Origin of the sequence: Achromobacter sp. D10 (assembly GCF_035282245.1) — a bacterium.
Lineage (GTDB): Bacteria > Pseudomonadota > Gammaproteobacteria > Burkholderiales > Burkholderiaceae_B > Achromobacter > Achromobacter insolitus.
The window spans coordinates 50708-74098 of the sequence record NZ_JAYJLE010000001.1 but is presented as its reverse complement, the minus strand read 5'-3'; the positions used below and the strand labels follow the sequence as shown (position 1 = coordinate 74098).

The 23391-nt window shown below is 66.1% G+C and carries 20 protein-coding genes; 15 read left to right on the top strand and 5 right to left on the bottom strand.

Annotated features, from left to right (window positions below; all coding sequences use genetic code 11):
• Positions 1-70 precede the first annotated feature (70 nt).
• The 4 genes from VCS63_RS00345 (at position 71) to VCS63_RS00330 (ending at position 2586) form a co-directional block, all read left to right on the top strand.
• The gene (locus VCS63_RS00345; protein ID WP_042796240.1) at positions 71-259 is read left to right on the top strand and encodes a DUF3460 family protein; all 189 of its coding nucleotides are present in this window, start codon (positions 71-73) and stop codon (positions 257-259) included.
• Between the two features lie 16 nt (positions 260-275).
• A complete protein-coding gene (locus VCS63_RS00340) occupies positions 276-1166 on the top strand; it encodes a segregation and condensation protein A (protein ID WP_042796241.1) in 891 nt (296 codons plus the stop codon).
• Between the two features lie 36 nt (positions 1167-1202).
• Positions 1203-2057 carry a pantoate--beta-alanine ligase gene (gene panC / locus VCS63_RS00335; protein WP_042796242.1) on the top strand — a complete coding sequence of 285 codons (855 nt, stop codon included), beginning with the start codon at positions 1203-1205 and terminating at the stop codon, positions 2055-2057.
• A 115-nt stretch (positions 2058-2172) separates the two neighbouring features.
• Positions 2173-2586 carry a response regulator transcription factor gene (locus tag VCS63_RS00330; protein ID WP_063641328.1) on the top strand — a complete coding sequence of 138 codons (414 nt, stop codon included), beginning with the start codon at positions 2173-2175 and terminating at the stop codon, positions 2584-2586.
• A gap of 168 nt (positions 2587-2754) precedes the next feature.
• Here VCS63_RS00330 and VCS63_RS00325 read toward each other — a convergent pair whose 3' ends face one another.
• Positions 2755-3534, bottom strand: coding sequence for a copper resistance protein NlpE N-terminal domain-containing protein (locus VCS63_RS00325; RefSeq protein WP_063641327.1), 780 nt, complete (start codon positions 3532-3534; stop codon positions 2755-2757).
• A 203-nt stretch (positions 3535-3737) separates the two neighbouring features.
• Between VCS63_RS00325 and VCS63_RS00320 the strand changes: the two genes are divergently transcribed.
• The 7 genes from VCS63_RS00320 to VCS63_RS00290 all read left to right on the top strand — a co-directional run bounded on the left by VCS63_RS00320 (position 3738) and on the right by VCS63_RS00290 (position 15433).
• Entirely contained in the window at positions 3738-4586 is an 849-nt protein-coding gene (locus VCS63_RS00320; protein WP_278482544.1) for a prepilin peptidase, read from the top strand.
• Between the two features lie 31 nt (positions 4587-4617).
• Positions 4618-5265, top strand: a complete 648-nt coding sequence (coaE, locus tag VCS63_RS00315) for a dephospho-CoA kinase (RefSeq protein WP_175201914.1) — start codon at positions 4618-4620, stop codon at positions 5263-5265.
• Positions 5266-5307: 42 nt separating this feature from the next.
• Complete coding sequence (gene zapD, locus VCS63_RS00310) at positions 5308-6060, top strand: cell division protein ZapD (protein WP_042796245.1); 753 nt, start codon at positions 5308-5310, stop codon at positions 6058-6060.
• A 356-nt stretch (positions 6061-6416) separates the two neighbouring features.
• Positions 6417-7691: an MdtA/MuxA family multidrug efflux RND transporter periplasmic adaptor subunit gene (locus VCS63_RS00305; protein WP_175201915.1), complete on the top strand. Its 1275-nt coding sequence runs from the start codon at positions 6417-6419 to the stop codon at positions 7689-7691.
• A gap of 13 nt (positions 7692-7704) precedes the next feature.
• Positions 7705-10803, top strand: coding sequence for an MdtB/MuxB family multidrug efflux RND transporter permease subunit (locus tag VCS63_RS00300; RefSeq protein WP_112966684.1), 3099 nt, complete (start codon positions 7705-7707; stop codon positions 10801-10803).
• Complete coding sequence (locus tag VCS63_RS00295; RefSeq protein WP_323877977.1) at positions 10800-13913, top strand: multidrug efflux RND transporter permease subunit; 3114 nt, start codon at positions 10800-10802, stop codon at positions 13911-13913. Before VCS63_RS00300 ends, VCS63_RS00295 begins: the two co-directional genes overlap by 4 nt.
• Entirely contained in the window at positions 13910-15433 is a 1524-nt protein-coding gene (locus tag VCS63_RS00290) for an efflux transporter outer membrane subunit (protein ID WP_042796247.1), read from the top strand. Before VCS63_RS00295 ends, VCS63_RS00290 begins: the two co-directional genes overlap by 4 nt.
• Before the next feature lie 55 nt (positions 15434-15488).
• Here the strand turns inward: VCS63_RS00290 and VCS63_RS00285 are convergent, their stop codons facing one another.
• The gene (locus VCS63_RS00285) at positions 15489-15758 is read right to left on the bottom strand and encodes a hypothetical protein (protein ID WP_042796248.1); all 270 of its coding nucleotides are present in this window, start codon (positions 15756-15758) and stop codon (positions 15489-15491) included.
• A gap of 10 nt (positions 15759-15768) precedes the next feature.
• Positions 15769-16542: an SDR family oxidoreductase gene (locus VCS63_RS00280; RefSeq protein WP_042796249.1), complete on the bottom strand. Its 774-nt coding sequence runs from the start codon at positions 16540-16542 to the stop codon at positions 15769-15771.
• A gap of 141 nt (positions 16543-16683) precedes the next feature.
• On the opposite strand from VCS63_RS00280, the gene VCS63_RS00275 reads away from it, so the two are divergent.
• Positions 16684-17592 (top strand): LysR family transcriptional regulator, encoded by a 909-nt coding sequence (locus tag VCS63_RS00275; RefSeq protein WP_323877974.1) that lies wholly within the window; start codon positions 16684-16686, stop codon positions 17590-17592.
• 63 nt (positions 17593-17655) lie between these two features.
• On the opposite strand, the gene VCS63_RS00270 is transcribed toward VCS63_RS00275, so the two are convergent.
• The gene (locus VCS63_RS00270) at positions 17656-19074 is read right to left on the bottom strand and encodes an amidase (protein WP_323877973.1); all 1419 of its coding nucleotides are present in this window, start codon (positions 19072-19074) and stop codon (positions 17656-17658) included.
• Positions 19075-19138: 64 nt separating this feature from the next.
• Complete coding sequence (locus VCS63_RS00265; RefSeq protein WP_063641320.1) at positions 19139-20371, bottom strand: amino acid ABC transporter substrate-binding protein; 1233 nt, start codon at positions 20369-20371, stop codon at positions 19139-19141.
• 161 nt (positions 20372-20532) lie between these two features.
• Here VCS63_RS00265 and VCS63_RS00260 point away from each other — a divergent pair, with 161 nt between their 5' ends.
• From VCS63_RS00260 to VCS63_RS00250, 3 genes are all read left to right on the top strand, one after another.
• The gene (locus tag VCS63_RS00260; protein WP_112967179.1) at positions 20533-21417 is read left to right on the top strand and encodes a LysR family transcriptional regulator; all 885 of its coding nucleotides are present in this window, start codon (positions 20533-20535) and stop codon (positions 21415-21417) included.
• An 89-nt stretch (positions 21418-21506) separates the two neighbouring features.
• On the top strand, positions 21507-22499 hold the full coding sequence (locus VCS63_RS00255; protein WP_042796252.1) for a branched-chain amino acid ABC transporter permease: 993 nt from the start codon (positions 21507-21509) through the stop codon (positions 22497-22499).
• A 9-nt stretch (positions 22500-22508) separates the two neighbouring features.
• The gene (locus VCS63_RS00250; protein WP_042796253.1) at positions 22509-23390 is read left to right on the top strand and encodes a branched-chain amino acid ABC transporter permease; all 882 of its coding nucleotides are present in this window, start codon (positions 22509-22511) and stop codon (positions 23388-23390) included.
• Position 23391 lies beyond the last annotated feature (1 nt).

Below are 23391 nucleotides of genomic sequence, written 5' to 3'. Positions count from 1 at the left end.
ATTGTAACGCCGGGGGGTAGCCCGCCGTGAAGTAAACTCCCCCTATCCGAAACCCATTGAAATTGGTGCCATGGCGACCAACTACGAATCCGAGATCACCCTTTTCCTGAAGGACTACAAGAAATCGCACCCTGGCACTGAAGAGCGCCAGCGCGAGGGCCGCGCCCGTCTTTGGGACAAACCGCAGGACTCGGAACTGCTGGAAGGCTTCCGCGCGGCCCGCGTGCCGCAAAAGCCGTACGTCTACCAGGCCGATTGAGCCCATTGCGGCAACCATGGCCCAACACGCTTCCGTCCCGGGCGACGCCCTGGCCGCGCTAGTGGAACCGCCGGTCGACAGCACGCCTGACACGATCGACAGCGTGGCGTTCGCTCGCCTCTATGGCGAGCCCCTGTTCCAGATGCCCACGGACCTGTACATCCCGCCGGATGCGCTGGAAGTGTTCCTGGAAGCGTTCGAAGGGCCGCTGGACCTGCTGCTCTACCTGATCCGCAAGCAGAACTTCAACGTGCTGGACATCCCCATGGCGGATGTCACGCGGCAGTACCTGTCGTATGTGGACCAGATCCGTATCCACAACCTGGAACTGGCCGCCGAGTACCTGCTGATGGCGGCGATGCTCATCGAGATCAAGTCGCGCATGCTGCTGCCGGTCAAAAAGACCGACACCGGCGAAGAGCCGGAAGATCCGCGCGCCGAACTCGTGCGCCGCCTGCTCGAGTACGAGCAGATGAAGCTGGCCGCCCAGAAGCTGGACGCGATGCCGCAGCTGGGCCGCGACTTTGTCAGCAGCCAGGCGGTGGCCGACCTGAGCGTGGAGCGCATGCTGCCGGAAGTCAGCGTGGACGACCTGCGCGCGGCCTGGGCTGACATCATGAAGCGGGCCAAGCTGAACCAGCATCACCACATCACGCGCGAACAGCTGTCCGTGCGCGATCACATGACGCACATCCTGCGGCGCCTGAACGACGTGCGCTTCATGGAATTCGGCGACCTCTTCATGGAGCGCGTCCGCGAGGGCGCGCCCGCGGCGGTGGTTGTCGTGCATTTCATCGCCATGCTGGAGCTGGCGCGCGAGTCCTTGCTGGAAATCACGCAGGCCGAGCCCTATGCTCCCATCTATGTGCGCCTGGCCTATACCAGCGTGGCGGCGGTCGCGGCCTGATCCTGACCGGGCTGCCCCCAACCCCGGAGAAATCCCTTGAAAGTCGTACACACCATCCAGGAATTGCGCGATCACCTGCGCGGCCAGAATCGCGTGTCGTTCGTGCCCACCATGGGCAATCTGCACGAAGGCCACTTATCCCTGATGAAGCTGGCGCGCCAGCATGGCGACCCGGTGGTGGCCAGCATCTTCGTGAACCGGCTGCAATTCGGCCCGAACGAAGACTTCGACCAGTATCCCCGCACGCTCGCTGCGGACATCGAGAAGCTGGAGCGCGAGCGCGACGTCTATGTACTGTTCGCGCCGAACGAACGCGAGATGTACCCGGAGCCGCAGAATTTCCGCGTCCAGCCGCCCGATGACCTGGGCGACATCCTGGAAGGCGAATTCCGTCCCGGCTTCTTCGAAGGCGTCAGCACCGTGGTGCTGAAGCTGTTTTCCTGCGTGCAGCCGCGCGTGGCCGTATTCGGCAAGAAGGACTACCAGCAGCTGATGGTCGTGCGCAACATGTGCCGGCAGTTCCAGTTGCCCGTGGAAGTGCTGGCGCACGAGACCGTGCGCGCGGAAGACGGCCTGGCGCTGTCCTCGCGCAACCGTTATCTCAGCGACGCCGATCGCGCCGAGGCGCCCGCGCTGTATGCCGCGCTACGGCATGCCGGCCAGCGCCTGGCGCAGGGCGAGCGCGACGCCGCCGCCCTGGAGCGCGAAGCCATCGACACCCTGACTCAGCGTGGCTGGCAGGTGGACTACGTGGCCGTGCGCCGCCAGCGCGACCTGAAGCGTCCGGAGGCGGCCGACCTGCAAGCCGGCGAACCGTTGGTGGCCTTGGCGGCCGCCAAGTTGGGCAGCACTCGCCTGATCGACAATCTGGAACTGGCCTACACGGCCTGAGGCGGCAAAACGGGGGGTGGCGTCTATGTCCACCCCCTGACAGAATTGCCAGCTTATATCTCGGCGGGCGGCGGATCAGACTCGGTGTAATCCTACATTGCAAGCGAGTCGCCCCATGCACATGCCCCGTCCTGATCTGGAAGCTGTTCTTTCTTCGCTCACTCCCCGCGAACGGCAGATCGTCACCTACGTGGCAGCCGGCCGTCCCAACAAGGTCATTGCCATAGACCTGAGCATTTCGCTGCGCACCGTCGAAGCCCACCGCTCCCGCATTTTCACGAAGCTGCAAGTCCGTAACGCCATGCAATTGGCTTGCCGGTTGTGCGAACACGGGCGTTCCGGTGCGTCGCCCGTGCCGGGCGCGGCCGGCACGGATGGCCCACGCGGGCTGCCGTTGCCGCCCGGGCTGGCCGCAGCGGGCAGCCCGGGTTCGGCCCATGTCTTGCATGAACAGCCTGCGCCGGCGTACGGCAATTGTCAGACGGGCCTCGCGCCTACCCATTCCAAGGCGGACCCCGATCCAGGATAGGTCTGCGCTGACAGCCATCCGCCGGATGGGCTAGTCCAAAAGCATCGGGCCTGACGAACGCAGTGTTCGTCAGGCCCGGCGTGGAGCTTCAGGTTGCCGAGCGGCGGCGCGTAAGGCGGCGCTTAACGGCCGCGCTTAACGGCCGCGCTTAACGGCTGCCGGCAGGCGTCACGGGCACTTGGGCGCTGCGGCCTTGGCCAGTTCGTCGATCGGGTCCAGATCCGGCTGGCGGGTCAGGTTGTAGTTGAGATTGGGCGTCTGGCCGTCGATGGAGCGCACGCGCAGCACGTTGTTGGCCGCAACCACGAACTCCGCGCGGCCATTGCCCTTGCTATCCATCAGGATGACGCGCGGCGGGCGCTCGTCGGTGGCGTCCCAGCAGCCTTGCTCGGTGACGGGCGGACCTTTCTTGGGGTCATCTTCCAGATAGGCTACCCGGCCGCGCCAGCGACCATTGGGCGCCAGAGTCAGTGTCACGCGCTGCGCGGTGCACTGCATGGCGGGCGAGAAGCACGGCAGCGTGCCCATGTAGGTCTGCGGTTGCGGCACCAGGTTCTGCACGGCGGCGTTGGGGGCGGCCGGGCTGGCGACGGGGGCGCTCGCCGCCGATGCCGAGGTGGCGGTATGTTCGGTTTCCGCAGGAACGGCCTGGCCGTCTTCGGTGGTCTGGCCACCGGCGGCAGCCTGGGCGGCCTGGTTCTGTTGCTTGCGCGGAGCGTCGGGCTTGAGCGCGATCTGCACCTGCGACGGCGCGCGGATGACGCTGCGGTAGCCCGCGCCCGAACCCTGGTACTGCGCGTCGGTCACGGTGCTTTCGGCAGGCGGGTCGTAATAGCCTTCGGTTTTCTGTTGGGCACAGCCAGCCGCGCCCAATGCGGTGCCTGCGAGCAGCAGCCCCATGACGCTGAGTTTGCGGGAGCGGGTACCGAGTTCTACGCGCGCGGTCATGGCAGCTTATCCGTGTGGTGAGTCTGTCTCCGATTTTACGCACTTATGCGAAGATTCGATACGTTCCCCTTAGCCGCTCTTGGGTATCGTCAACACTTTATGCACTATTTACGACACGGCCGCTGCCGACCCGCTCCACGCTCCGCCGCCAGCCCTGGTGGCGGCGGCGTTGCGGCCGTGCGCCACGCGGGCGGATGACGGCGATGCGGCATGTCTTCGATCTGCCCCTGAGCGCCTTCATCGGCCTGGCGGCGCTGGCGGGCCTGTTCGTCGGCAACTGGCTGACGGTGCTGACGCACCGGCTGCCACGCATGATGGAACAGGAATGGCAGGCACACTGCCAGGACGCCGCGGGCAAGCCGCCGTCCGATATCCGCTACGGCTTGTGGTCGCCGGCCTCGCACTGTCTCGCCTGCGACAGCCCGGTGGTCGGCTGGCGACGGCTGCCATTGCTGGGATGGTTATTGTTGCGGGGCCGCTGTGGCGCTTGCGGCGCCGCCATCGGCTGGCGTTACCCAGCCATCGAGTTGCTGACCTGCGCGCTATTCGCCGCATGCGCCTGGAGGTTCGGCGCGACTCCGCTCGCCGTGTCGGCCATGGGGCTGTCGGCCGTGTTGGTGGCGCTGGCCTGGATCGACTTCGAATCCACGCTGCTGCCCGATGTGCTGACGCAGCCGTTGCTTTGGGCCGGATTGCTGGTCAATTTGTTCGATGCCTACACCAGCTTGCAGATGGCGGTGGTGGGGGCCGTGGCGGGCTACGTCTTCCTCTGGGTTATCTTTCATGTATTCCGCCTGCTGACGGGGCGTGAGGGCATGGGCTATGGCGATTTCAAGTTGCTGGCGGCGCTGGGCGCATGGTTCGGCGTGGAAGCCCTGCCGACGCTATTGCTGAGCGCATCGCTGTTGGGCGTGTTGATCGGTGGCGCGCTGACGTTAAGCGGCCGCGCCCGTCGCGGACAGCCGCTGCCCTTCGGCCCCTATCTGGCACTGGCGGGCGTCGTGACGCTGCTGGCAGGCGGCGACCAGGGGCTCGGGCAGTTTTTGCAGTAGGGCGGTTCATGCCCTGCATGGGATGGTCGGTATGTTGAAAATAGGTCTGACGGGCGGCATCGGTTCGGGCAAGTCCCGCGTGGCGGACATGCTCGCGGAGTGGGGCGCCACGTTGGTCGATACCGACGAGATCGCGCGTGCGCTGACCGCTGCTGGCGGAGCCGCCATGCCTGCGATCGAACGTGAGTTCGGATCCCGTGCCTTGACGCCTGATGGCGCGCTGGACCGCGGGTGGATGCGCGAGCAGGCATTCACGGATCCGCAGGTGCGCCAGCGCCTGGAGGCCGTGCTGCATCCGGTCATTGGGCAGGAGACCGAGCGCCAGGCTGCCGCGGCGCGGGGCGCCTACCTGGTCTTCGTGGTGCCGCTGCTGGTGGAGTCGCTGCCGCGCTGGCGTGCGCGCCTGGACCGCATCTGCGTGGTGGACTGCGACCCGGACACTCAGGTGGCGCGCGTGCAGCAGCGCAGCGGGCTGACGGAGCCAGCCATCAGGCGTATCATGGCAGCACAGGCTGCGCGGACAAGCCGTCTGGAAGTTGCCGACGACGTCATCATCAATGACGGCGACACGACGCCAGAACAATTGCGCGCGCAGGCGAAGACCCTGCATGACCGCTGGCTGGCGCTGGCGAGCACGACGGGCCGACCTGCCCAAGGCCAGGCCGGCACCCCTGAATAATATTGGCCCGCCGGCCAAACACAGATGGGCCTGTAAAAAAGCGTGATTGTTTACGAATACCCCTTCAATGAGCGCATCCGCGCTTATCTGCGGCTGGAGTACCTGTTCGACAGGCTGTTCTTCTTTGCTCGCGAGGGGGACTCGCGGCAGCATCAGGTTGCCGTCACCTCCCTGTTCGATCTGCTTGACGCCTGCGAACGCACCGACGTCAAAGGCGCGGTCCTGCAAGACCTGGAGCGCCAGCGCCTGGCGCTGGTTGGGCTGCGCGACCATCCCGGCGTGGCGCAGGATGCGCTTGAAGCGATGCTGCGCGAAATGGAAAAAGTGACCACCGCATTGGCCGCGCCGGGCAAGACCGGCCAGTCCCTGCGGGAAAACGAATGGTTGACCAGCCTGCGAGGCCGCCTGTCCGTGCCCGGCAGCGCCACGCAGGTGGACATGCCCTCGTACTTTGCGTGGCAGAACAAATCGGAAGCCGCCCGCTGCGCGGATCTGCAGGCCTGGGTGGCGCCCTTCATTCCCCTGTATGACGGCCTGACCCTGGCCTTGCGCCTGTTGCGCGAATCCGGCCGCAAGGCCGACATCGTGGGCGAGCAGGGCGCTTACCAGCAGATGCTGGGCGGCAAGCAATACCAGTTGCTGCGGGTGTGGCTGGACCCCAGCCAGGGCGTATTTCCAGAGATTAGCGCCAATAAGTACATGATCTGGATACGTTTTTCTACGCAGGACGGCGAATTCAAACCCCAGCAGGTCGCGCGCGACGTCCCCTTCCAGATGACGCTCTGCAGCTCCTGACAGCGGCGCGGCGGGCCTCCTTGCCTTAAGGCAGGGCCGCTTAAGGCAGGGCCGCTTAGGGCAGGGCCGCGTAAGGCAGGGCCACTTAAGGCAGGGCCACTTAAGGCAGGGCCGCTTAGGGCAGGGCCACTTAAGGCAGGGCTACTTAAGGCAGGCCCGGCTGGTCGCCGCGCCAGGCAGCCCTGCGGCGCGTAGCCGCCGCCGGAGGCGCCTGACGGAAGTGGCCGGGCAGCCGCCCGCGCGTTTCGCTCGGCCAGATTCCTGTTGCTCCCAGTTTCAACTCGGCCTCGCGGCGCTGGAAACCGGGACGGTCTGGTAGACAATACGGCTTTCTCCGCCTGTGCCGGAACTGTTCCATGCCTGATAGCCGTCCCGTATCTCCGCCCTCCCGTTGGACCCGCCGCCGCCTTGTCGGGCTGGCGCTGGTATTGCTAGTTGCGGCGGGCATCGCCTGGCTGGTGCTGCGGCCCGCGGCCAAGCCGGGCGGCGCAGGCGGGCCCGGGGGGCGGCCAGGGGGCAGGCCTGCGGCGGGAGCCGTGATGAATCCCGCGGTGCCGGTGCGCATCGCCACCGCCACCAAGCAGGACATCGACATCTACCTGAAGTCGCTGGGCACGGTCACCGCCTACAACACCGTCACTGTGCGCAGCCGGGTCAGCGGCGAACTGGTGGAAGTGGCCTTCCAGGAAGGCCAGCGGGTCAAGGCCGGCGACCTGCTGGCGCAGGTGGATCCGCGGGCGTTCCAGGTGGCGCTGGATCAGGCCCGCGGCACGCAGATGCAGAACCTGGCGCAGCTGGAGAACGCCCGTCGCGACTTGCAACGCTACCAGGCGCTGTACAAGCAGGACTCGATCGCCAAGCAGCAGGTCGATACGCAGGCGGCGTTGGTGCGTCAGTATGAAGGCACGGTCAAGAGCGACCAGGCCAATGTGGACAATGCCCGTTTGCAACTGGACTATGCGCGGATCACCGCGCCGATCAGCGGGCGCCTGGGTCTGCGCCAGGTCGACCGCGGCAATCTGGTGTCCAGCTCGGACACGAACGGCCTGGTGGTCATTACGCAGACCCAGCCGATTTCCGTGGTATTCACGCTGCCCGAAACCCAATTGCCCGAGGTGCGCGCCGAGATCGCGGCCGGCAAGACCCTGGCCGTGGACGCCTATGACCGCGCGGACACCCGGCGCATTGCGACGGGTCAGCTGGAAACGATGGACAACCAGATCGACGTGACCACCGGCACCCTGAAGCTGAAGGCGCGCTTCGAGAACGCGGATGATGCGCTCTTCCCGAACCAGTTCGTCAACGTGCGCCTGCACGTGCTCACGCGCAAGGATGTGACCGCGATTCCCACCGCGGCCATCCAGCAAGGCTCGGCGGGCGCCTTCGTATTCCTGGTGCAACAGGACAACACCGTGCAGGTGCGGCAGGTGAAGCTGGGCGCGGTCAACAACGGCATGGTGGCCGTCAATGAGGGCCTGCAGCCGGGTGACCGCGTGGTCGTCGAAGGCACCGACCGCCTGCGTGCCGGCGCCAAGGTCGAGGTGGTGGGCGGCTCGGACGTGATCCCCGCCACCCGCGACAAGACCCTGGGCGCGGGCGCCCCGGCCGGCACCACGCCGCCGTCCAAGTAAGCCGGTACACGCCGTGAGCCCGTCGCGCCTCTTCATTCTGCGTCCGGTGGCCACCACGCTGTCCATGGTGGCCATCCTGATCGCCGGTTTCATCGCCTACCGGTTGCTGCCCGTTTCGGCCCTGCCGGAAGTGGACTATCCGACGATCCAGGTGGTGACGTTGTACCCGGGCGCCAGTCCCGATGTGATGACTTCGCTGGTCACCTCGCCCCTGGAGAGGCAGTTCGGGCAGATGCCGGGCCTGAACCAGATGTCGTCCACCAGTTCGGGCGGCGCGTCGGTCATCACGCTGCAGTTCAACCTGACTTTGCCGCTGGACGTGGCCGAGCAGCAGGTGCAGGCGGCGATCAACGCGGCCTCGAACCTGCTGCCCAGCGACCTGCCGGTGCCGCCCACGTACAACAAGGTCAATCCCGCTGACGCAGCGGTGCTGACGCTGGCGATCACTTCGCCCACCATGCCATTACCGCAGGTGCGCGACCTGGTGGATACGCGGATCGCCCAGAAACTGTCGCAGATTCCTGGCGTGGGCCTGGTCAGCGTGGCGGGCGGCCAGCGGCCGGCCGTGCGCGTGCAGGTGAACCCGCAGGCCCTGGCGGCCAACGGCCTGTCCTTGTCGGATCTGCGCACCGCCATCGTAGGCGCCAACGTCAACCAGCCCAAGGGCAATCTGGATGGGCCGCAGCGGTCCACCACCATCAACGCCAACGATCAGCTCAAGACGCCCACCGACTACAACGACCTGATCATCGCGTACAAGAACAATGCGCCATTGCGCCTGTCGGACGTGGCGCGCGCGGTCGAGGGCGCGGAAGACACGCGCCAGGCGGCGTGGGCCGGCGACAAGCCCGCCATCCTGCTCAACATCCAGCGCCAGCCTGGCGCCAACGTGATCGATGTGGTCAACCGGATCCAGGCGCTGCTGCCGCAACTGCGCGCCGCCTTGCCGGCGACCCTGGACGTGAGCGTGGTGTCGGACCGCACGCAGACCATCCGCGATTCGGTGGCCGACGTGCAGTTCGAGATGATGCTGGCAGTGGCACTGGTGGTCATGGTGACCTTCGTGTTCCTGCGCAGCCTGACGGCCACATTGATTCCCAGCGTGGTCGTGCCGCTATCGCTGGTCGGTACCTTCGGCATCATGTACCTGGCTGGCTTCTCCATCAACAACCTGACCTTGATGGCGTTGACGATCGCCACCGGCTTCGTGGTGGATGACGCCATCGTCATGATCGAAAACATCGCCCGCCACATCGAGGAGGGCGAGACCCCGCTGCAGGCCGCGCTCAAGGGCGCCTCGCAGATCGGCTTCACGCTGATTTCACTGACCTTTTCTTTGATCGCGGTGCTGATTCCGCTGCTCTTCATGACCGAGGTGGTGGGACGGCTGTTCCGCGAGTTCGCCATCACGCTGGCTGTGTCCATCCTGATATCGCTGGTGGTGTCGCTGACCTTGACGCCGATGATGTGCGCGCGCCTGCTGCGCGCCGAGTCCGAACAGAAACATGGCCGTTTCCATCAGGTGACGGGCGCCTTCATCGACCGCGTGATCGCGGGCTATGACCGCTGGCTGCAAGTGGTGCTGCGCCATCAGCCGTTGACGTTGCTGGTGGCGCTGGCGACCTTTGCCTTGACCGTGCTGCTGTATCTGGTGATTCCGAAGGGGTTCTTTCCGCAGCAGGACACCGGCCTGATCCAGGCGATTACCCAGGCGCCCCAATCAATTTCTTTTCCTGCCATGGCCGAACGCCAGCGCGCGGCCGCCCGCCTGGTGCTGGAAGATCCCGACGTGCAGGCCGTTTCCTCCTTTATCGGGGTAGACGGCAGTAACGCCACGCTCAGCGCCGGACGCATGCAGATCGCGCTAAAGCCGCAGGCCGAACGCAACGGCGACCTGCGCACGGTCATGGCGCGCCTCGCGCAGTCCCTGGACAAGCAGGACGGCCTGACGGTCTATATGCAGCCGGTGCAGGACCTGACCATCGAGGACCGCGTGAGCCGCACGCAGTACCAGATGACCCTGTCCAATCCCGACCTGAAGGTACTGAGCGAGTGGACGCCCAAGCTGGTGAATCGCCTGCGTCAGGTGCCCGGCCTGAAGGACGTGACCGACGACCTGCAGGACGACGGGCTGCAGACTTGGGTCGAGATCGACCGCGACGCCGCGTCGCGCCTGGGCATCACGGCGGCGGTGATCGACGAGGCGCTGTACAACGCCTTTGGCCAGCGGCTGATTTCCACCATTTTCACGCAGTCCAACCAGTACCGCGTGGTGCTGGAGGTCGAACCGCAGTTCCAGGTGACGCCGGCCTCGTTGGGCCAGATCCACGTGCCCACGTCCACCGGCGCGCAGGTGCCGCTGTCGTCCGTTGCCCACATCAGCGAAGGCAAGACGGTGCTGGCCGTGAACCGGCTCGATCAGTTCCCCATGGTGACGGTGTCCTTCAACCTGGCGCCCGGCGCCTCGCTCTCCAGCGCAGTTGTGGACATTGCGGCGGCCGAGGCCGAGATCGGCCTGCCCACCGGCATCGAGACGCGCTTCCAGGGCGCGGCGCTGGCGTTCCAGAATTCGCTGTCCAGCACCCTGTGGCTGATCCTGGCCGCGGTGGTGACGATGTACATCGTGCTGGGGGTGCTGTACGAAAGCTACATCCACCCCATTACCATCCTGTCCACGTTGCCATCGGCAGGCGTGGGGGCGCTGCTGGCGCTACTGATCAGCGGCACGGAATTGGACATGATAGGCATCATCGGCATCATCCTGCTGATCGGCATCGTGAAGAAGAACGCCATCATGATGATCGACTTCGCGCTGGACGCGGAGCGCAAGCGGGGTTTGAGCCCGCGCGCGGCGATCCATGAGGCGGCGCTGCTGCGCTTCCGGCCCATCCTCATGACTACGCTGGCCGCCTTGTTCGGCGCGCTGCCGCTGATGCTGTCGACCGGCACGGGCGCCGAACTGCGCCAGCCGTTGGGCCTGGTGATGGTGGGCGGGCTGCTGTTGTCTCAGGTGCTGACCCTGTTCACCACGCCGGTCATCTACCTGATGTTCGACCGCATGTCGCGCCGCTGGCGCGGCGTGGACCAAGCGCCTGCGGGGGATGCGTCATGATTCTGTCGGCACCGTTCATCGTCCGGCCGGTGGCGACCACGCTGCTGAGCCTGGCGGTCGTGCTGGCGGGTCTGCTGTCGTTCTTCCTCTTGCCCGTGGCGCCGTTGCCGCAGGTGGACATCCCCACCATTTCAGTATCCGCCAGCCTGCCGGGCGCCAGTCCTGAGACCATGGCGTCCAGCGTGGCCACGCCGCTGGAGCGCTCGCTGGGCAGCATCGCGGGCGTGACGGAAATGACCTCCAGCAGTTCGCAGGGGTCCACCCGCATCACGCTGCAATTCGATCTGTCGCGCGACATCAACGGCGCGGCCCGCGATGTGCAGGCCGCCATCAACGCGGCGCGTTCGTTGCTGCCGACCGGCCTGCGCAGCAATCCCACGTATCACAAGTCCAATCCTTCCGATGCGCCCATCATGACCCTGGCGCTGACGTCCGACACGCTCAGCCAGGGACAGCTCTACGACATTGCGTCCACCATCGTGGCGCAGAAGCTCTCGCAGGTGGACGGCGTGGGCGAGGTGACGGTGGGAGGCAGTTCCCTGCCGGCGGTGCGCGTGACCGTGCTGCCGGGGGCGCTGGCAAACCGCGGCGTGTCGTTGGACCAGCTGCGTACCACGCTGGCCAATGCCAATGCCAACCGTCCCAAGGGCGTGCTCGAGAACGACCGCTACCACTGGCAGGTGATGGCCAGCGACCAGCTCAGCCGCGCCGAGCAATACCGGCCGCTGATCGTGGCATGGAAGGACGGCGCGCCGGTGCGCGTATCCGACGTGGCCCGCGTGGAGGATTCGGTCGAAGACCTGTACCAGACCGGCTTCTACAACGATCGCAAGGCGATCCTGATGATCGTCAGGCGCCAGGCCGACGCCAACATCATCGAAACCGTGGATGCCGTGCGCGCCCAGTTGCCGATCTTGCAGGCACTGATGCCCGCGGACGCCAACATGACGGTGGCGCAGGACCGCACCCCCAGTATCCGGGCCTCGCTGCACGAAGCCGAGCTGACGCTGATCATCGCGGTGGGCCTGGTGGTGCTGGTGGTGCTGCTGTTCCTGCGGCGCTGGCGGGCGGCCATCATTCCCAGTGTGGCGGTGCCGGTATCGTTGATCGGCACGTTCTGCATCATGTATCTCAGCGGCTTTACGCTGAACACCATCTCGCTGATGGCGCTGATCGTGGCGACCGGCTTCGTGGTGGATGACGCCATCGTGGTGCTCGAGAACATCATGCGCCATGTGGAGCGCGGCATGTCGCCCATGCGCGCGGCGCTGCGCGGTTCGCGCGAAGTGGGCTTCACCGTGCTGTCCATGAGCCTGTCGTTGGTGGCGGTGTTCATTCCCATCCTGTTGATGGGGGGCGTGGTCGGGCGCTTGTTCCGCGAGTTCGCGGTAACGCTGTCGGCCGCCATCCTGGTGTCGCTGGTGGTGTCGCTGACCCTGACGCCGATGATGTGCGCGCGGCTGCTACGCCAGGAGACGCCCGAGGAAAAGCCGGCGGGTAGGCTGGCGCGCTGGTCCGAGCGCGGTTTCGACGCCATGATGGACGGCTATCGCAGCACCCTGCGCTGGGCGCTGACGCACAGCCGTCTGATGATGCTGATACTGGCCGTCGCGGTGGGGCTGAACGTCTACCTGTACACCGTGGTGCCCAAGGGCTTCTTCCCGCAACAGGACACGGGCCAATTGCTGGGCTTTTTCCGCGTGGACCAGGGCACCTCGTTCCAGGCCACCCTGCCCAAGCTGGAGGCCTTGCGCAAAGTAGTGCTGGCGGATCCCGCTGTGCAGAGCATGACGGGCTATGCGGGCGGACGGGGCGGCAGCAACAGCAGCTTCATGCAGATCCAGCTCAAGCCCCTGGGCGAACGCAAGGTTTCGGCGGACGTCGTCATCAACCGCCTGCGCGGCAAGCTGCAGAATATGCCCGGCGCGCGCATGTTCCTGGTGTCGCAGCAGGACATACGGATCGGCGGCCGCCAGAGCCAGGGCTCCTACGATTACACGCTGATGGCGGGCGATCTGCAGCTGCTGCGCACCTGGATGCCTAAAGCGCAGCAGGCGATGGCGCAGATTCCCGAGATCACCGATGTGGACACCGACGTCGAGGACAAGGGCCGCCAGATCAACCTGGTGATCGATCGCGAGGCGGCTACCCGCCTGGGCGTCAGCATGTCCACCATATCCACGGTGCTGAACAACTCGTTCAGCCAGCGCCAGGTGTCGGTAATGTACGGGCCGCTGAACCAGTACCACGTGGTGCTGGGCGTGGACCCGAAATTCGCGCAGGACATCGAATCGCTCAGGCAGGTGGAGGTCATTACCGAGGCCGGCGCGCGCGTGCCGCTGTCGGCCTTCACGCGTCTGGAAAACGCCAACGCGCCGTTGAGCGTGCAGCACCAGGGGCTGTTCGTGGCCGACACCATCTCTTTCAGCCTGGCGCCGGGTGTGTCGCTGGGCCAGGCTACCAGCGCGATCGATGCCGCCGTGGCGCGCATCGGCCTGCCGTCGGACCAGATACAGGCGGGTTTCCAGGGCACGGCCGCGGCCTTGCAGCAGACATTGGCGCAGCAGCCCTGGCTGATCCTCGCCGCGCTGGTCACGATGTACATCGTTTTGGGCATCCTGTACGAAAGCTTCGTGCACCCGCTGACCATTCTGTCGACCCTGCCGTCGGCCGGCCTGGGCGCGCTGCTCGCGCTGCTGTTGGTGCGCTACGACTTCACGCTGATTGCCCTGATCGGGGTGTTCCTGCTGATCGGCATCGTCAAAAAGAACGCCATCATGATGGTCGACTTTGCCCTGGATGCGGAGCGCACCCAGGGCATGAGTCCGCGGGACGCCATTTTCCAGGCATGCCTGACGCGTTTTCGTCCCATCATGATGACGACGATGGCCGCCATCTTTGGCGCGTTGCCGCTGGTGCTGGCCACCGGCGCAGGCGTCGAGATGCGCCAGCCGCTAGGCATTACCATCGTCGGCGGTCTGGTCCTGAGCCAGATCCTTACGCTGTACACCACACCCGTGGTCTATCTTTACCTGGACCGCTTCCGCCTCTGGGCCGCGCGCCGGCGCGCGCCCAAGGACGGGTCCTCCGCTTCCATAGAACCCATATGATGCGCAACGCCACGCCAGTCCCGAGCCTCTTTCTTTCCCGCAGCATCGCCGCGGCCGCGCTGTGCGCGCTGCTGGGCGCATGCGCGGTCGGCCCTGATTACGAGCGCCCCGCGCTGGACGTGGGCGCCGCCTACAAGGAAGGCCAGGGGGAGGTCGAAGGCTGGAAGCCCGCCCGGCCGCTGGACCAGGCGGAACGCGGCGAATGGTGGCGCGTGTATGACGACGCGACGCTGAACGATCTGGTGGCGCGCTTGAATGCCTCGAACCAGACCGTTGCCCAGGCCGAGGCCAACTACCGGCAGGCCCTGGGCCTGGTGCGCGGCGCGCGCGCCGGTTTCTTCCCGACGGTGGGCGCGGGCGCGGGCATGACGCGTGCGGGGAGTGGCGGCGGACAAAACGGCTCCTCGTCGTCGTCGGGCAGCAACGTCTCGAACCAGTATTCGCTGACGGGCAGCGTCAGCTGGGAAGTGGACTTGTGGGGCCGGGTGCGGCGCAGCGTGGAATCCTCGGAGGCGAGCGCCGCCGCCAGCCTGGCCGACCTCGGCGCCACGCGCCTGAGCGCGCAGGCCGCGCTGGTGCAGGCTTATCTGCAATTGCGCGTGCTGGATGAGCAGAAGCGCCTGCTGGATGCCACGGTGGCTGCTTACGAAAAATCCCTGCAGCTGACGCAGAACCGCTATGCCGTGGGCGTGGCTGGCCAGGCCGACGTGGCCGTGGCGCGCACGCAGGTGGAAAGCACGCGGGCGCAGTCCATCGACCTGGATTGGCAGCGCGGCCAGCTTGAACACGCCATCGCCGTGCTGATGGGCCAGGCGCCGTCGCAATTCAGCCTGCCGCCCACGGTGTTTGCCTTGCAATTGCCGCAGATTCCGGTGGGCTTGCCGTCCGAGCTGCTGGAGCGCCGTCCGGACGTGGCGGCGGCGGAGCGCCGCGCTGCGGCCGCCAATGCGCAGATCGGCGTGGCGCAGGCCGCGTGGTTCCCCAGCCTTACGCTGTCCGCGGATGGGGGCTTCCGCAACGGCCAGTTCGCCGAATTGCTGACGGCGCCGGCGCGTTTCTGGTCGCTGGGGCCGGCGCTGGCGCTGACGATATTCGACGGCGGTGCGCGCGAAGCGCAAGTGGAACAGGCCCGCGCATCCTACGACGCGCAGGCGGCCGCCTATCGCCAGACGGCCCTGACCGGGTTGCGCGAGGTCGAGGATTATCTGATCCAGCTGCGTGTCATGGAGAATGAACAGGTGGTGCAGCGCCGCGCACTCGAAGCGGCGCGCGAATCGCTGCGGCTCACCCAGAACCAGTACAAGGCGGGCCTGGTGGATTACCTGAGCGTGGCGGTGGTCGATGCCACGGCGCTCAATAGCGAACGCAATGCGCTGAGCCTGCTGGGCAACCGCTTCGCGGCCAGCGTCAACCTGATCGTGGCCCTGGGTGGCGGCTGGGAAGGACTGCCGCGCGCGGCAGAGCAGGCGCGGGCTGACCAAGCGGCGCCCGCGAGCGCCGCGCCGCCCGCGCAGCCCTGACGTTCGGGCGCGCTGGACGTGGCCGAACGCCGGTGCCGCCGCAGCCCGCCCGCGGTCAACCGCGAGGCAGGAAGGTAATGACCAACCAGGCCGCCGCCGCGGGCACCGCGAACACCAGCAGCAGGATGGGCAGTTCCTCTCGCACCGTGTAGCCGGCGCGCGTGACGCCGACCCACATGTTGACGATCGCCATCAGCAGCCACGCTGGCAGGAACAGTTTGGCGGCGGCAATCGAGCCGGCGGCGTCGCCGCCCCATTGCTTGCCGAACAGCGCGAACACGGCCAGCAGCAGCAGGCCTCCGACGATGGTCAACAGTACGTGCATGACGCGGCTCCTATTTGGTGGTGTAGCCGCCGTTGATCAGAATCGTCTGGCCGGTGATCCACCAGCCATCCGACACCAGGAACCGGATGAAGGGAACGACGTCTTCAATATCGGTCAATCCGGTTTTCGAGAATGGCGACAAGGCGGCTGCGGTCTTATGGTACGCCACGGCGTCGGCGCCTTCGGCCGGATAGAAGAACGGCGTGTCCATGGGGCCCGGTCCCACGGCGGTCACGGAAATGCCACGTTCGCCGAATTCCTTGGAGGCGGCGCGCGTGTAGTGCTCCACAGGCGCCTTGGTGCCGGCGTAGGCTGCGTAGAAGGGCGTGTAGGCGCCCAGCAGCGACGTCACCAGGGTGCAGATCTTGCCGTTGTCGTTGACGTGGCGGCCGGCTTCCTTCAGGAAGAAGAATGCCGACTTGGCGTTTACCGCCGCCATATCGTCGTACTCCGCTTCGGTGATTTCGGTGAAAGGCTTCTTCAACACCTTGCCGACGGTATTGATCGCGATGTCCGGACGGCCTACCGCAGCTGCCGCGTCGGCAAAGAGTTTCTCCATCGCGCCGGCCGAGGTCAGGTCGGCCTGCAGGGCAACTGCCTGCGCGCCGGCGGCCTTGACGGCGGCGACCGTCGCCTCCGCGTCCGCCTTGGTGCTCGCGCTGTTGTAGTGCACCGCCACTGCCCGGGCGCCCTGTTGCGCCAGGTCGCGCGCGATCAGTCCGCCCAGATTTTTCGCGCCGCCCGCGATGATGACGGTTTTGCCTTTGATTCCGTGGTCTGCCATGGTCCTCTCCGCTATCGGCCCGCCGGATGCGAGCCCCAATGCAGACGATGATATATTCCAAAAAAACCGCATAAAACCGCTATTCCTGGTATGTATATCCAGAAATCGCGAACAATGTTGCCTTGCTGGAGAGGCCCGCCCATGGATCGCATCGATCTGTTCCGCGTCTACGCCCGCGTTGTCGAATGCGCGAACTTCTCGCGCGCGGCGGATACGCTGGGCCTGCCGCGTTCCACCGTGTCCGCCGCCGTGCAGGAGCTGGAGGGACGGCTGGGCGCGCGGCTGCTCAATCGCACCACGCGGCAAGTGGCGCCCACGCAGGAGGGCGCGGCCTTCTATGAGCGTTGCCTGCGCCTGGTGGCCGACATGGAGGAAGCGGAGAATCTATTTCGCCATGCCTCGGTGGGCCCCAGCGGCATGTTGCGCGTTGACGTGCCCGGGCGCGTGGGCCGCCTCATTGTGGCGCCGGCGCTGCCGGCATTCCTGGACGCCTATCCGCAGATCGACGTCACGCTGGGGGTGACCGACCGCGCGGTCAACCTCATCGAGGAAGGCGTGGATTGTGTGTTGCGGGTCGGCGTATTACCCGATTCCGGCCTGGTGGCGCGGCCGATAGGCATGCTGCGCCTGATCAACGTCGCCAGTCCGGCCTATCTGGCGAGCCATGGCCTGCCCTTGACGCCGGACGACCTCGCGGCCGGCCATGGCTGCGTGAACTACGCCTCGCCCTCGACCGGCCGGCTGGCGCCCTGGGAATGGCAGGATGGTGGCGTGTTGCGCACCCTGCAATTGCGCGGACGGGTCACGGTCAATAGCGCCGAAGCCTACATCGCCAGTTGCGTCGCCGGGTTGGGACTGATCCAGATTCCGGCCTACGACGTACAGCCGCAGATTGCCGCGGGTGAACTGGTCGAAGTCATGCCGGACTATCGGCCCGCGCCGATGCCGATGACATTGCTCTATCCGCAGCGGCGCCAGCCATCGCGGCGAGTGCAGGTGTTTGCGGATTGGCTGGAAACGCTGTTGCGGCCGATCTGCGAGAGGCAATGAATAAAACAGGCCGGCCGCCGCGAGGGGCTGGCCGGCCTTTTGGGGGATTCCCGCCAGCGGCGGCTACAGCTGGATCGCCGACAGGTCAGGGCGACGCAGGTGCCAATCGGTCGCGGCCTGGAAGGCCATGCCGATTCGGCCCAGCGCGCCTTCGCCATTGGGCTTGCCCAGCAATTGCACGCCGATGGGCATGCCGTCCGCGGCAAATCCGGCGGGCAGGGCCAGTCCGGAAGCATTGACGTAATTGCCGGGGCGGGTGAAAGCCGCCAGCGGCGTGGCGGCTTCGTCCACTTCCTCCAGCGGGCAGGCAGCAAAGGGCAGGCACGGCGCAAGGACGGCGTCATAGTCGCGCATCCAGTCGCGCCAGGCTTCGCAGGCGCGGGCATGGGCCTGCAGCGCCAGTACGTAGTCGGCGGCGCTGATCTGCTTGCCGCCCAGCACGCGGGCGCGCACATAGCGGCCCAGGGGCAGGCTGTCGTCTTCGATGTAGTCGCGATGTTGGGCGTAGGCTTCGGCTGCGATGATCAGGCCGTTGCGCAGCATCATGTCGTGGAAGTCGAAGGGGAAGGGCGCCTCGACAAACTCCGCGCCCAGGTCCGCCAGCGCGCGCCGCGTGTCGTCCAGGGCGCCCTGCACGGCCGCGTCGACGGCAATGGGGTACTGCGCTTGCGGCATGAGCGCGATGCGCACGCCCGCGAGCGGTTTCGCGCCCGCGCGCGGTTCGCGGTAGCGGTAAGCGGGGATGCCGCGCGTCACGGGGTCGCGCGGATCGGGGCCGGAGAGCGCTTCGGTCAGCAACAGGGAGTCGCGAGTGTCGCGCGTCAGCGGGCCGATGGAATCCAGGGTATGGGACAACGCCACCGATCCATACAGGCTGATGAGTCCACGGCTTGTCTTCAGACCCGTGATGCCGTTTAGCGCGGCGGGGATCCGCACCGAGCCGCCGGTGTCCGAACCCAGCGCGGCGGGCGCGAGGCCGGCGGCCACCGCCACGCCGGAGCCGCTGGAAGAGCCGCCGGGAATGCGGGCGCGCACCAGATCCCAGGGGTTGCGCGGGGTGCCCATGACGGGGTTGGTGCCCCAGCCGCCGAACGCGAACTCCACCATGTGGGTCTTGCCCAGCACCACCATGCCGGCGTCGAGCAGGCGGGTCACGGCGGTGGCGGTGACTTCGCTGCGGCGCTGGCGCCAGGCTTGCGATCCGGCCGTGGTGAGCTGGCCCTGGATATCGCACAGGTCCTTGACCGCCACGGGCAGGCCGTCCAGCGGGCCGAGCAGGCCGTAGCCCGCGCGGCGGCGCGCGTCGGCGGCTTCGGCCAGGCGCAACGCGCCCTCGCGGTCGACGCTGACGTAGGCGCCCAGCGCCGGGTTGGCACGGTCGATGCGTTCCAGGTAGTGCCGTGCCAGTTCCACCGAGCTGTAGCGGCCGTCGGCCAGGCCCTGCGCAAGTTCGCTGAGCGTGGCAAATGCAATGTCAGACATGTTTTCCTCGGGTGATGTCATGCGCGGCGCGCGGCTGCCGCGCGCCGTGTTCCTGCTTGCGCGATCAGCGCTTGTTCCAGTCGGGGGCGGGGTATACCGGCTTTTGCGTGGCCACGTCAGCGGGCCAGACCGGGACCATGCCCTTGCCCGGCAGCAGCTGCACCACGGGGAAGGGCATCAGCAGCTGCTTGCCCGTTTCGTCGATGGCATAGGGCCCTGCCATGACGGTGAGCTTGCCCGAGAGGTCCAGCGAGGCCTTCTTGAGCGCGGCTGCGTCGGTGCTGCCGGCCTGCTTGACGATTTCCTCGGTCAGCGCGCCCGCGCCGTAGGCCAGCGCGGTCTGGAAGTCAGGCGGGAACTCGGCCTTGGGGAAGCGCTGGTCGTAGGCGGTGGCGAACTGTTCGCGCGTCATGCCGGCGTTGACCTTCCAGTTGATCGCGGGGTGGTAGTTGGTGTGGCTGTAGATGTAGTTGGAGTCCGCGCCAATGGCCTGGAATTGCGGGGTCGACGCATAGACCATGAAGACGTAGGGGAAGTTGATGTCCAGCTGCTTCATCTGGCGCGTCATGCTGATCAGGTCGCCCTCATAGGAGGTCGGCACCAGCGCCTCGGCGCCCGCCGCGCGGGCCTTCTGCAGGATCGTGCTGAAGTCCTTCTGGCCCTTGGGGTACTTCTCGAACAGCACGACTTCCATGCCGTTCTTGACGGCCTGCTCCTTGCCGCCTTCGGCCAGGCCCGCCGGGAAGGGTTCATCCGAGTACAGCAGGGCGACCTTCTTCACGCCCTGCTTGGCGGCCAGTTCCATGTTGGCGCGCAGCATCGCCGACACCGGCATCTGCGTGCCCGACACCATGTTCTTGAAACCCTGCTTGTACAGATCGTCGCTGGCGGCGGACCAGACCATCATGTATTTGCCCAGGCGCTCGGTGACGGTGGCGGCCGCCGCGGTCAGCGTCGAGCCGAAGGGGGCGAACACCAGATCCACTTTTTCATCGACAATCAGGCGTTCGTAAACGCGGGTCACCATTTGCTTGTCGCTGCGGTCGTCCAGCTTGACCAGCTCGACGGGGTATTTCTTGCCTTTGACTTCGATGCCGCCGCGGCGGTTGACGTCGTCGACCCAGAGTTCGACGCCGCGCACGCCCGACTGCGAAGCGAGCGCGAAACTGCCGGTGGACGATACCGTCATGCCGACGCGGATCTTGTCCGAGGTCTGGGCGGCGCCCAGGGCAGGGGTGAGGGCGGCGATGGCCAGGGCCAGCGCCGGTATGCGGGACAGCCAGGGTTTAGCGTGCATGGGAGGTCTCCTATCGTTTTTGGTATGCGGCCCCGCGTTCCGTGGCGGACCATCGGACACAGGCCTGGTGCTGGGCAATGTTTGCTCAACACGCGAGATAGCGTATAACAAATAGGCATGGAGCGCACGCCTTGAATAAATTGAATTACCGACAGACCGAAATGTTGTGGGCCATCGTCATGGCGGGGTCCATCAGTGGGGCTGCGCGGCTGCTGAACATCTCGCAGCCGGCCGTCAGCCGGATGCTGGCGCATACCGAGAAAGCAATGGGCGTGACGCTCTTTGAGCGGGTCCGCGGCAAGCTCCGGCCGACCTCGCAAGTGCAGAGCCTGTTTGAGGAAATCGAGAAAACGCAACGCATGATGCAGCGCGTCAATGACTTGGCCGACGCCCTGGCGGAGCACGGCACCGGGGTGCTGCGCCTAGCGTCCATTCCCAGTCTGGCGCAGTTCCTGGTGCCGCGCGCCGTGGCGCGCTTTCAGCAACGCCATCCGGAGTTGCTGCTGCGGCTGAACACGACGGCGCTGCCCACCTTGATTACCGATGTGCTGCAGGGGGAGGCCGAGCTGGGGCTGGTGGTCATGCAGGCTGATCACCCATTCCTGACCTCCCAGCCGCTGCACGTCGGGCGCATGGTTGCCGCCATCCCCAAGGCGCATCCGCTGGCGGGTCGTGCTCACGTGAGCCTAGCGGACCTGTCGCCGCATCCGCACATCGTCGTGGGTACGCGCATGCCCTTCGGCATGCTGGTGCTGGGCGCTTTCGAGCAGGCGGGCCTGCCCTGCCGCATGTGCGCCGACGTGCCTTGGAGTCAATTGGCCTGCGCCCTGGTGAACGCCGGGGTGGGGATTGCGATCGTGGACGAATTTACCGTCATGCAGAACACCATGCCCGACGTCGTCATCGTGCCGTTGGTCGAGCGTATCCCGCTGAATATCTCGGCCGTCTATGCCAGCAATCGCGAGCCTTCATCCATCGCGCTGGCGTTCATCAAAGAGCTGCGCGGCGTGCTTGCCGAGGCCTTTCCGGCCGAAAATAAGGGTTAGTCCTTAACTTGCAGTTATGGTTTGAACTGGTCATAATCGCCTCCAAATAAAGCGGCCGTCCAACCCGGAAACGGCCCGGAGGAAGACATATGAGCAGCAGTCCCGTCCTGGCGGCGGGCGCCGCCTCGCATCGCGCGCAGGATCAGCGCGCATTGCGGTTGCGCACCCGCATCGCCGTAATCGTCTTTGCCGCCCTGGCCGCGGGCCTGGCGCTGATCCCCATGACGACGTCGAACATCTCGTTCGCGTTCTACCTGATGCTGTGGATCACCATGGCCAGCGCCATGAATATCTGCGTCGGCTTTACCGGCTACCTGCCGTTTGGCTACGTGGTGTTCTACGGCGTGGGTTCCTACGCGACGGGCATCTGCTACAAGATCCTGGGCTGGCCCATCCTGCCGTCGCTGCTGGCGGCGGGGGGCGTGGGCGTGGCGATTGCGCTGCTGCTGGCGCCCACGCTGCGCCTGCGCGGGGTGTACTTCGGGATCGTGAGCCTGGCGCTGGCCACCATCGTCAAGCTGATCATCTCCAACCTGCCGCAGTCCTTCACCGGCGGCAGCATGGGCATCATCCTGTCCAACGCCAACAATCCGACGCACAGCTACTACGCCATGCTGGCCGTGATGGGCGCGACGCTGGCCACCGTCACCTGGCTGTCGGTCTCGGGCCTGGGCCGCGCGCTCAAGGCCATCCGCGACGATGACGGCGCCGCCGCCTGCGTGGGTATCCACGTGCCCAACACCCGTCTCAAGGCCTGGCTGCTGGCCGCGCTGTTCCCGGCGCTGGCGGGCGGTATCGAGGCCTGGTACACGAACGTGGTGGATCCGGAATATGCCTTCCACGTGCTGATCACCGCCAAGAGCATCATCTACGCGATGGCAGGTGGCTTCGGCACCATCCTCGGACCGGTTGTCGGCACGCTGGCGCTGCTGGGCATCGACCACATGATCTGGCAGAAATTCCCGGTGGTGAACCTGCTGCTGTTAGGCCTGATCATTGTGCTGCTGATGCTGTTCCTGCCGCGCGGCATCGTGGGCAGCCTGATCAAACGCAAGCCGCAACTGCGCCGCTACATCGCCTGAGGAACCACCATGACCGGACTGATTATCCAAGGGCTGATCAACGGCCTGATCCTGGGCGCCATCTACGGGCTGATCGGCGTGGGGCTGAACGTGATCTTCGGCGTGCTGCGCGTGGTCAACTTTGCGCACGGCGAATTCCTGGTGCTGGGCGCCTACTTTGCCTTCTATCTGATGGAGTATGCAGGCATCAACCCCCTGGTGGCGCTGCCGCTGGCATTCGCTGCATTTTTCCTGGCGGGCTATCTGCTCTATTTCGTACTGATCCCGCGCCTGTCCAAGGCGGACGATCCCGAGATCAGTTCGCTGCTGCTGATGTTCGGCGTGTCCATCATGCTGGGCGCCATCATGCTGCTGGTGTTCGATGCCGACGCCCGTTCGCTGCCCTATGAAATCGAACCCGTCTTCCTGAAGTTCGGACCTGTGCTGATCCCCACCGTGCGCCTGCTGGCGCTGGTCATTGCGCTGGCCATCATCGGCGCGCTGACGGTATTCCTGTACCGCAGCCAGCTCGGCAAGGCGCTGCGCGCCATCATCATGAACCGCGACGCGGTGCGCATCGTGGGCATCAATGCCGAACGCCTGTCCGCCGTGGCCTTCGGGCTGGGCATAGGCCTGGCCGCCGCCAGCGGCGTGCTGGTGGCGATGGTGTTCCCCTCGTTCTCGCCATTCATGGGCAACGATTACACCCTGATCGGCTTTATCGTGATCGTGCTGGGCGGCCTCGGCCATCCGGTCGGGGCGCTGGTGGGAGCGCTGCTGTTCGGCGTCACGGAGCAAGTGTCGGTGGTGTTCTTCAACCCTTCCATTGCCACCATCTGCGGCTTCACGCTCATGGTCGCGACCATCTTCATCCGGCCCAGCGGACTCTTCGGCCGCCAGGCGTTGCGCTAAA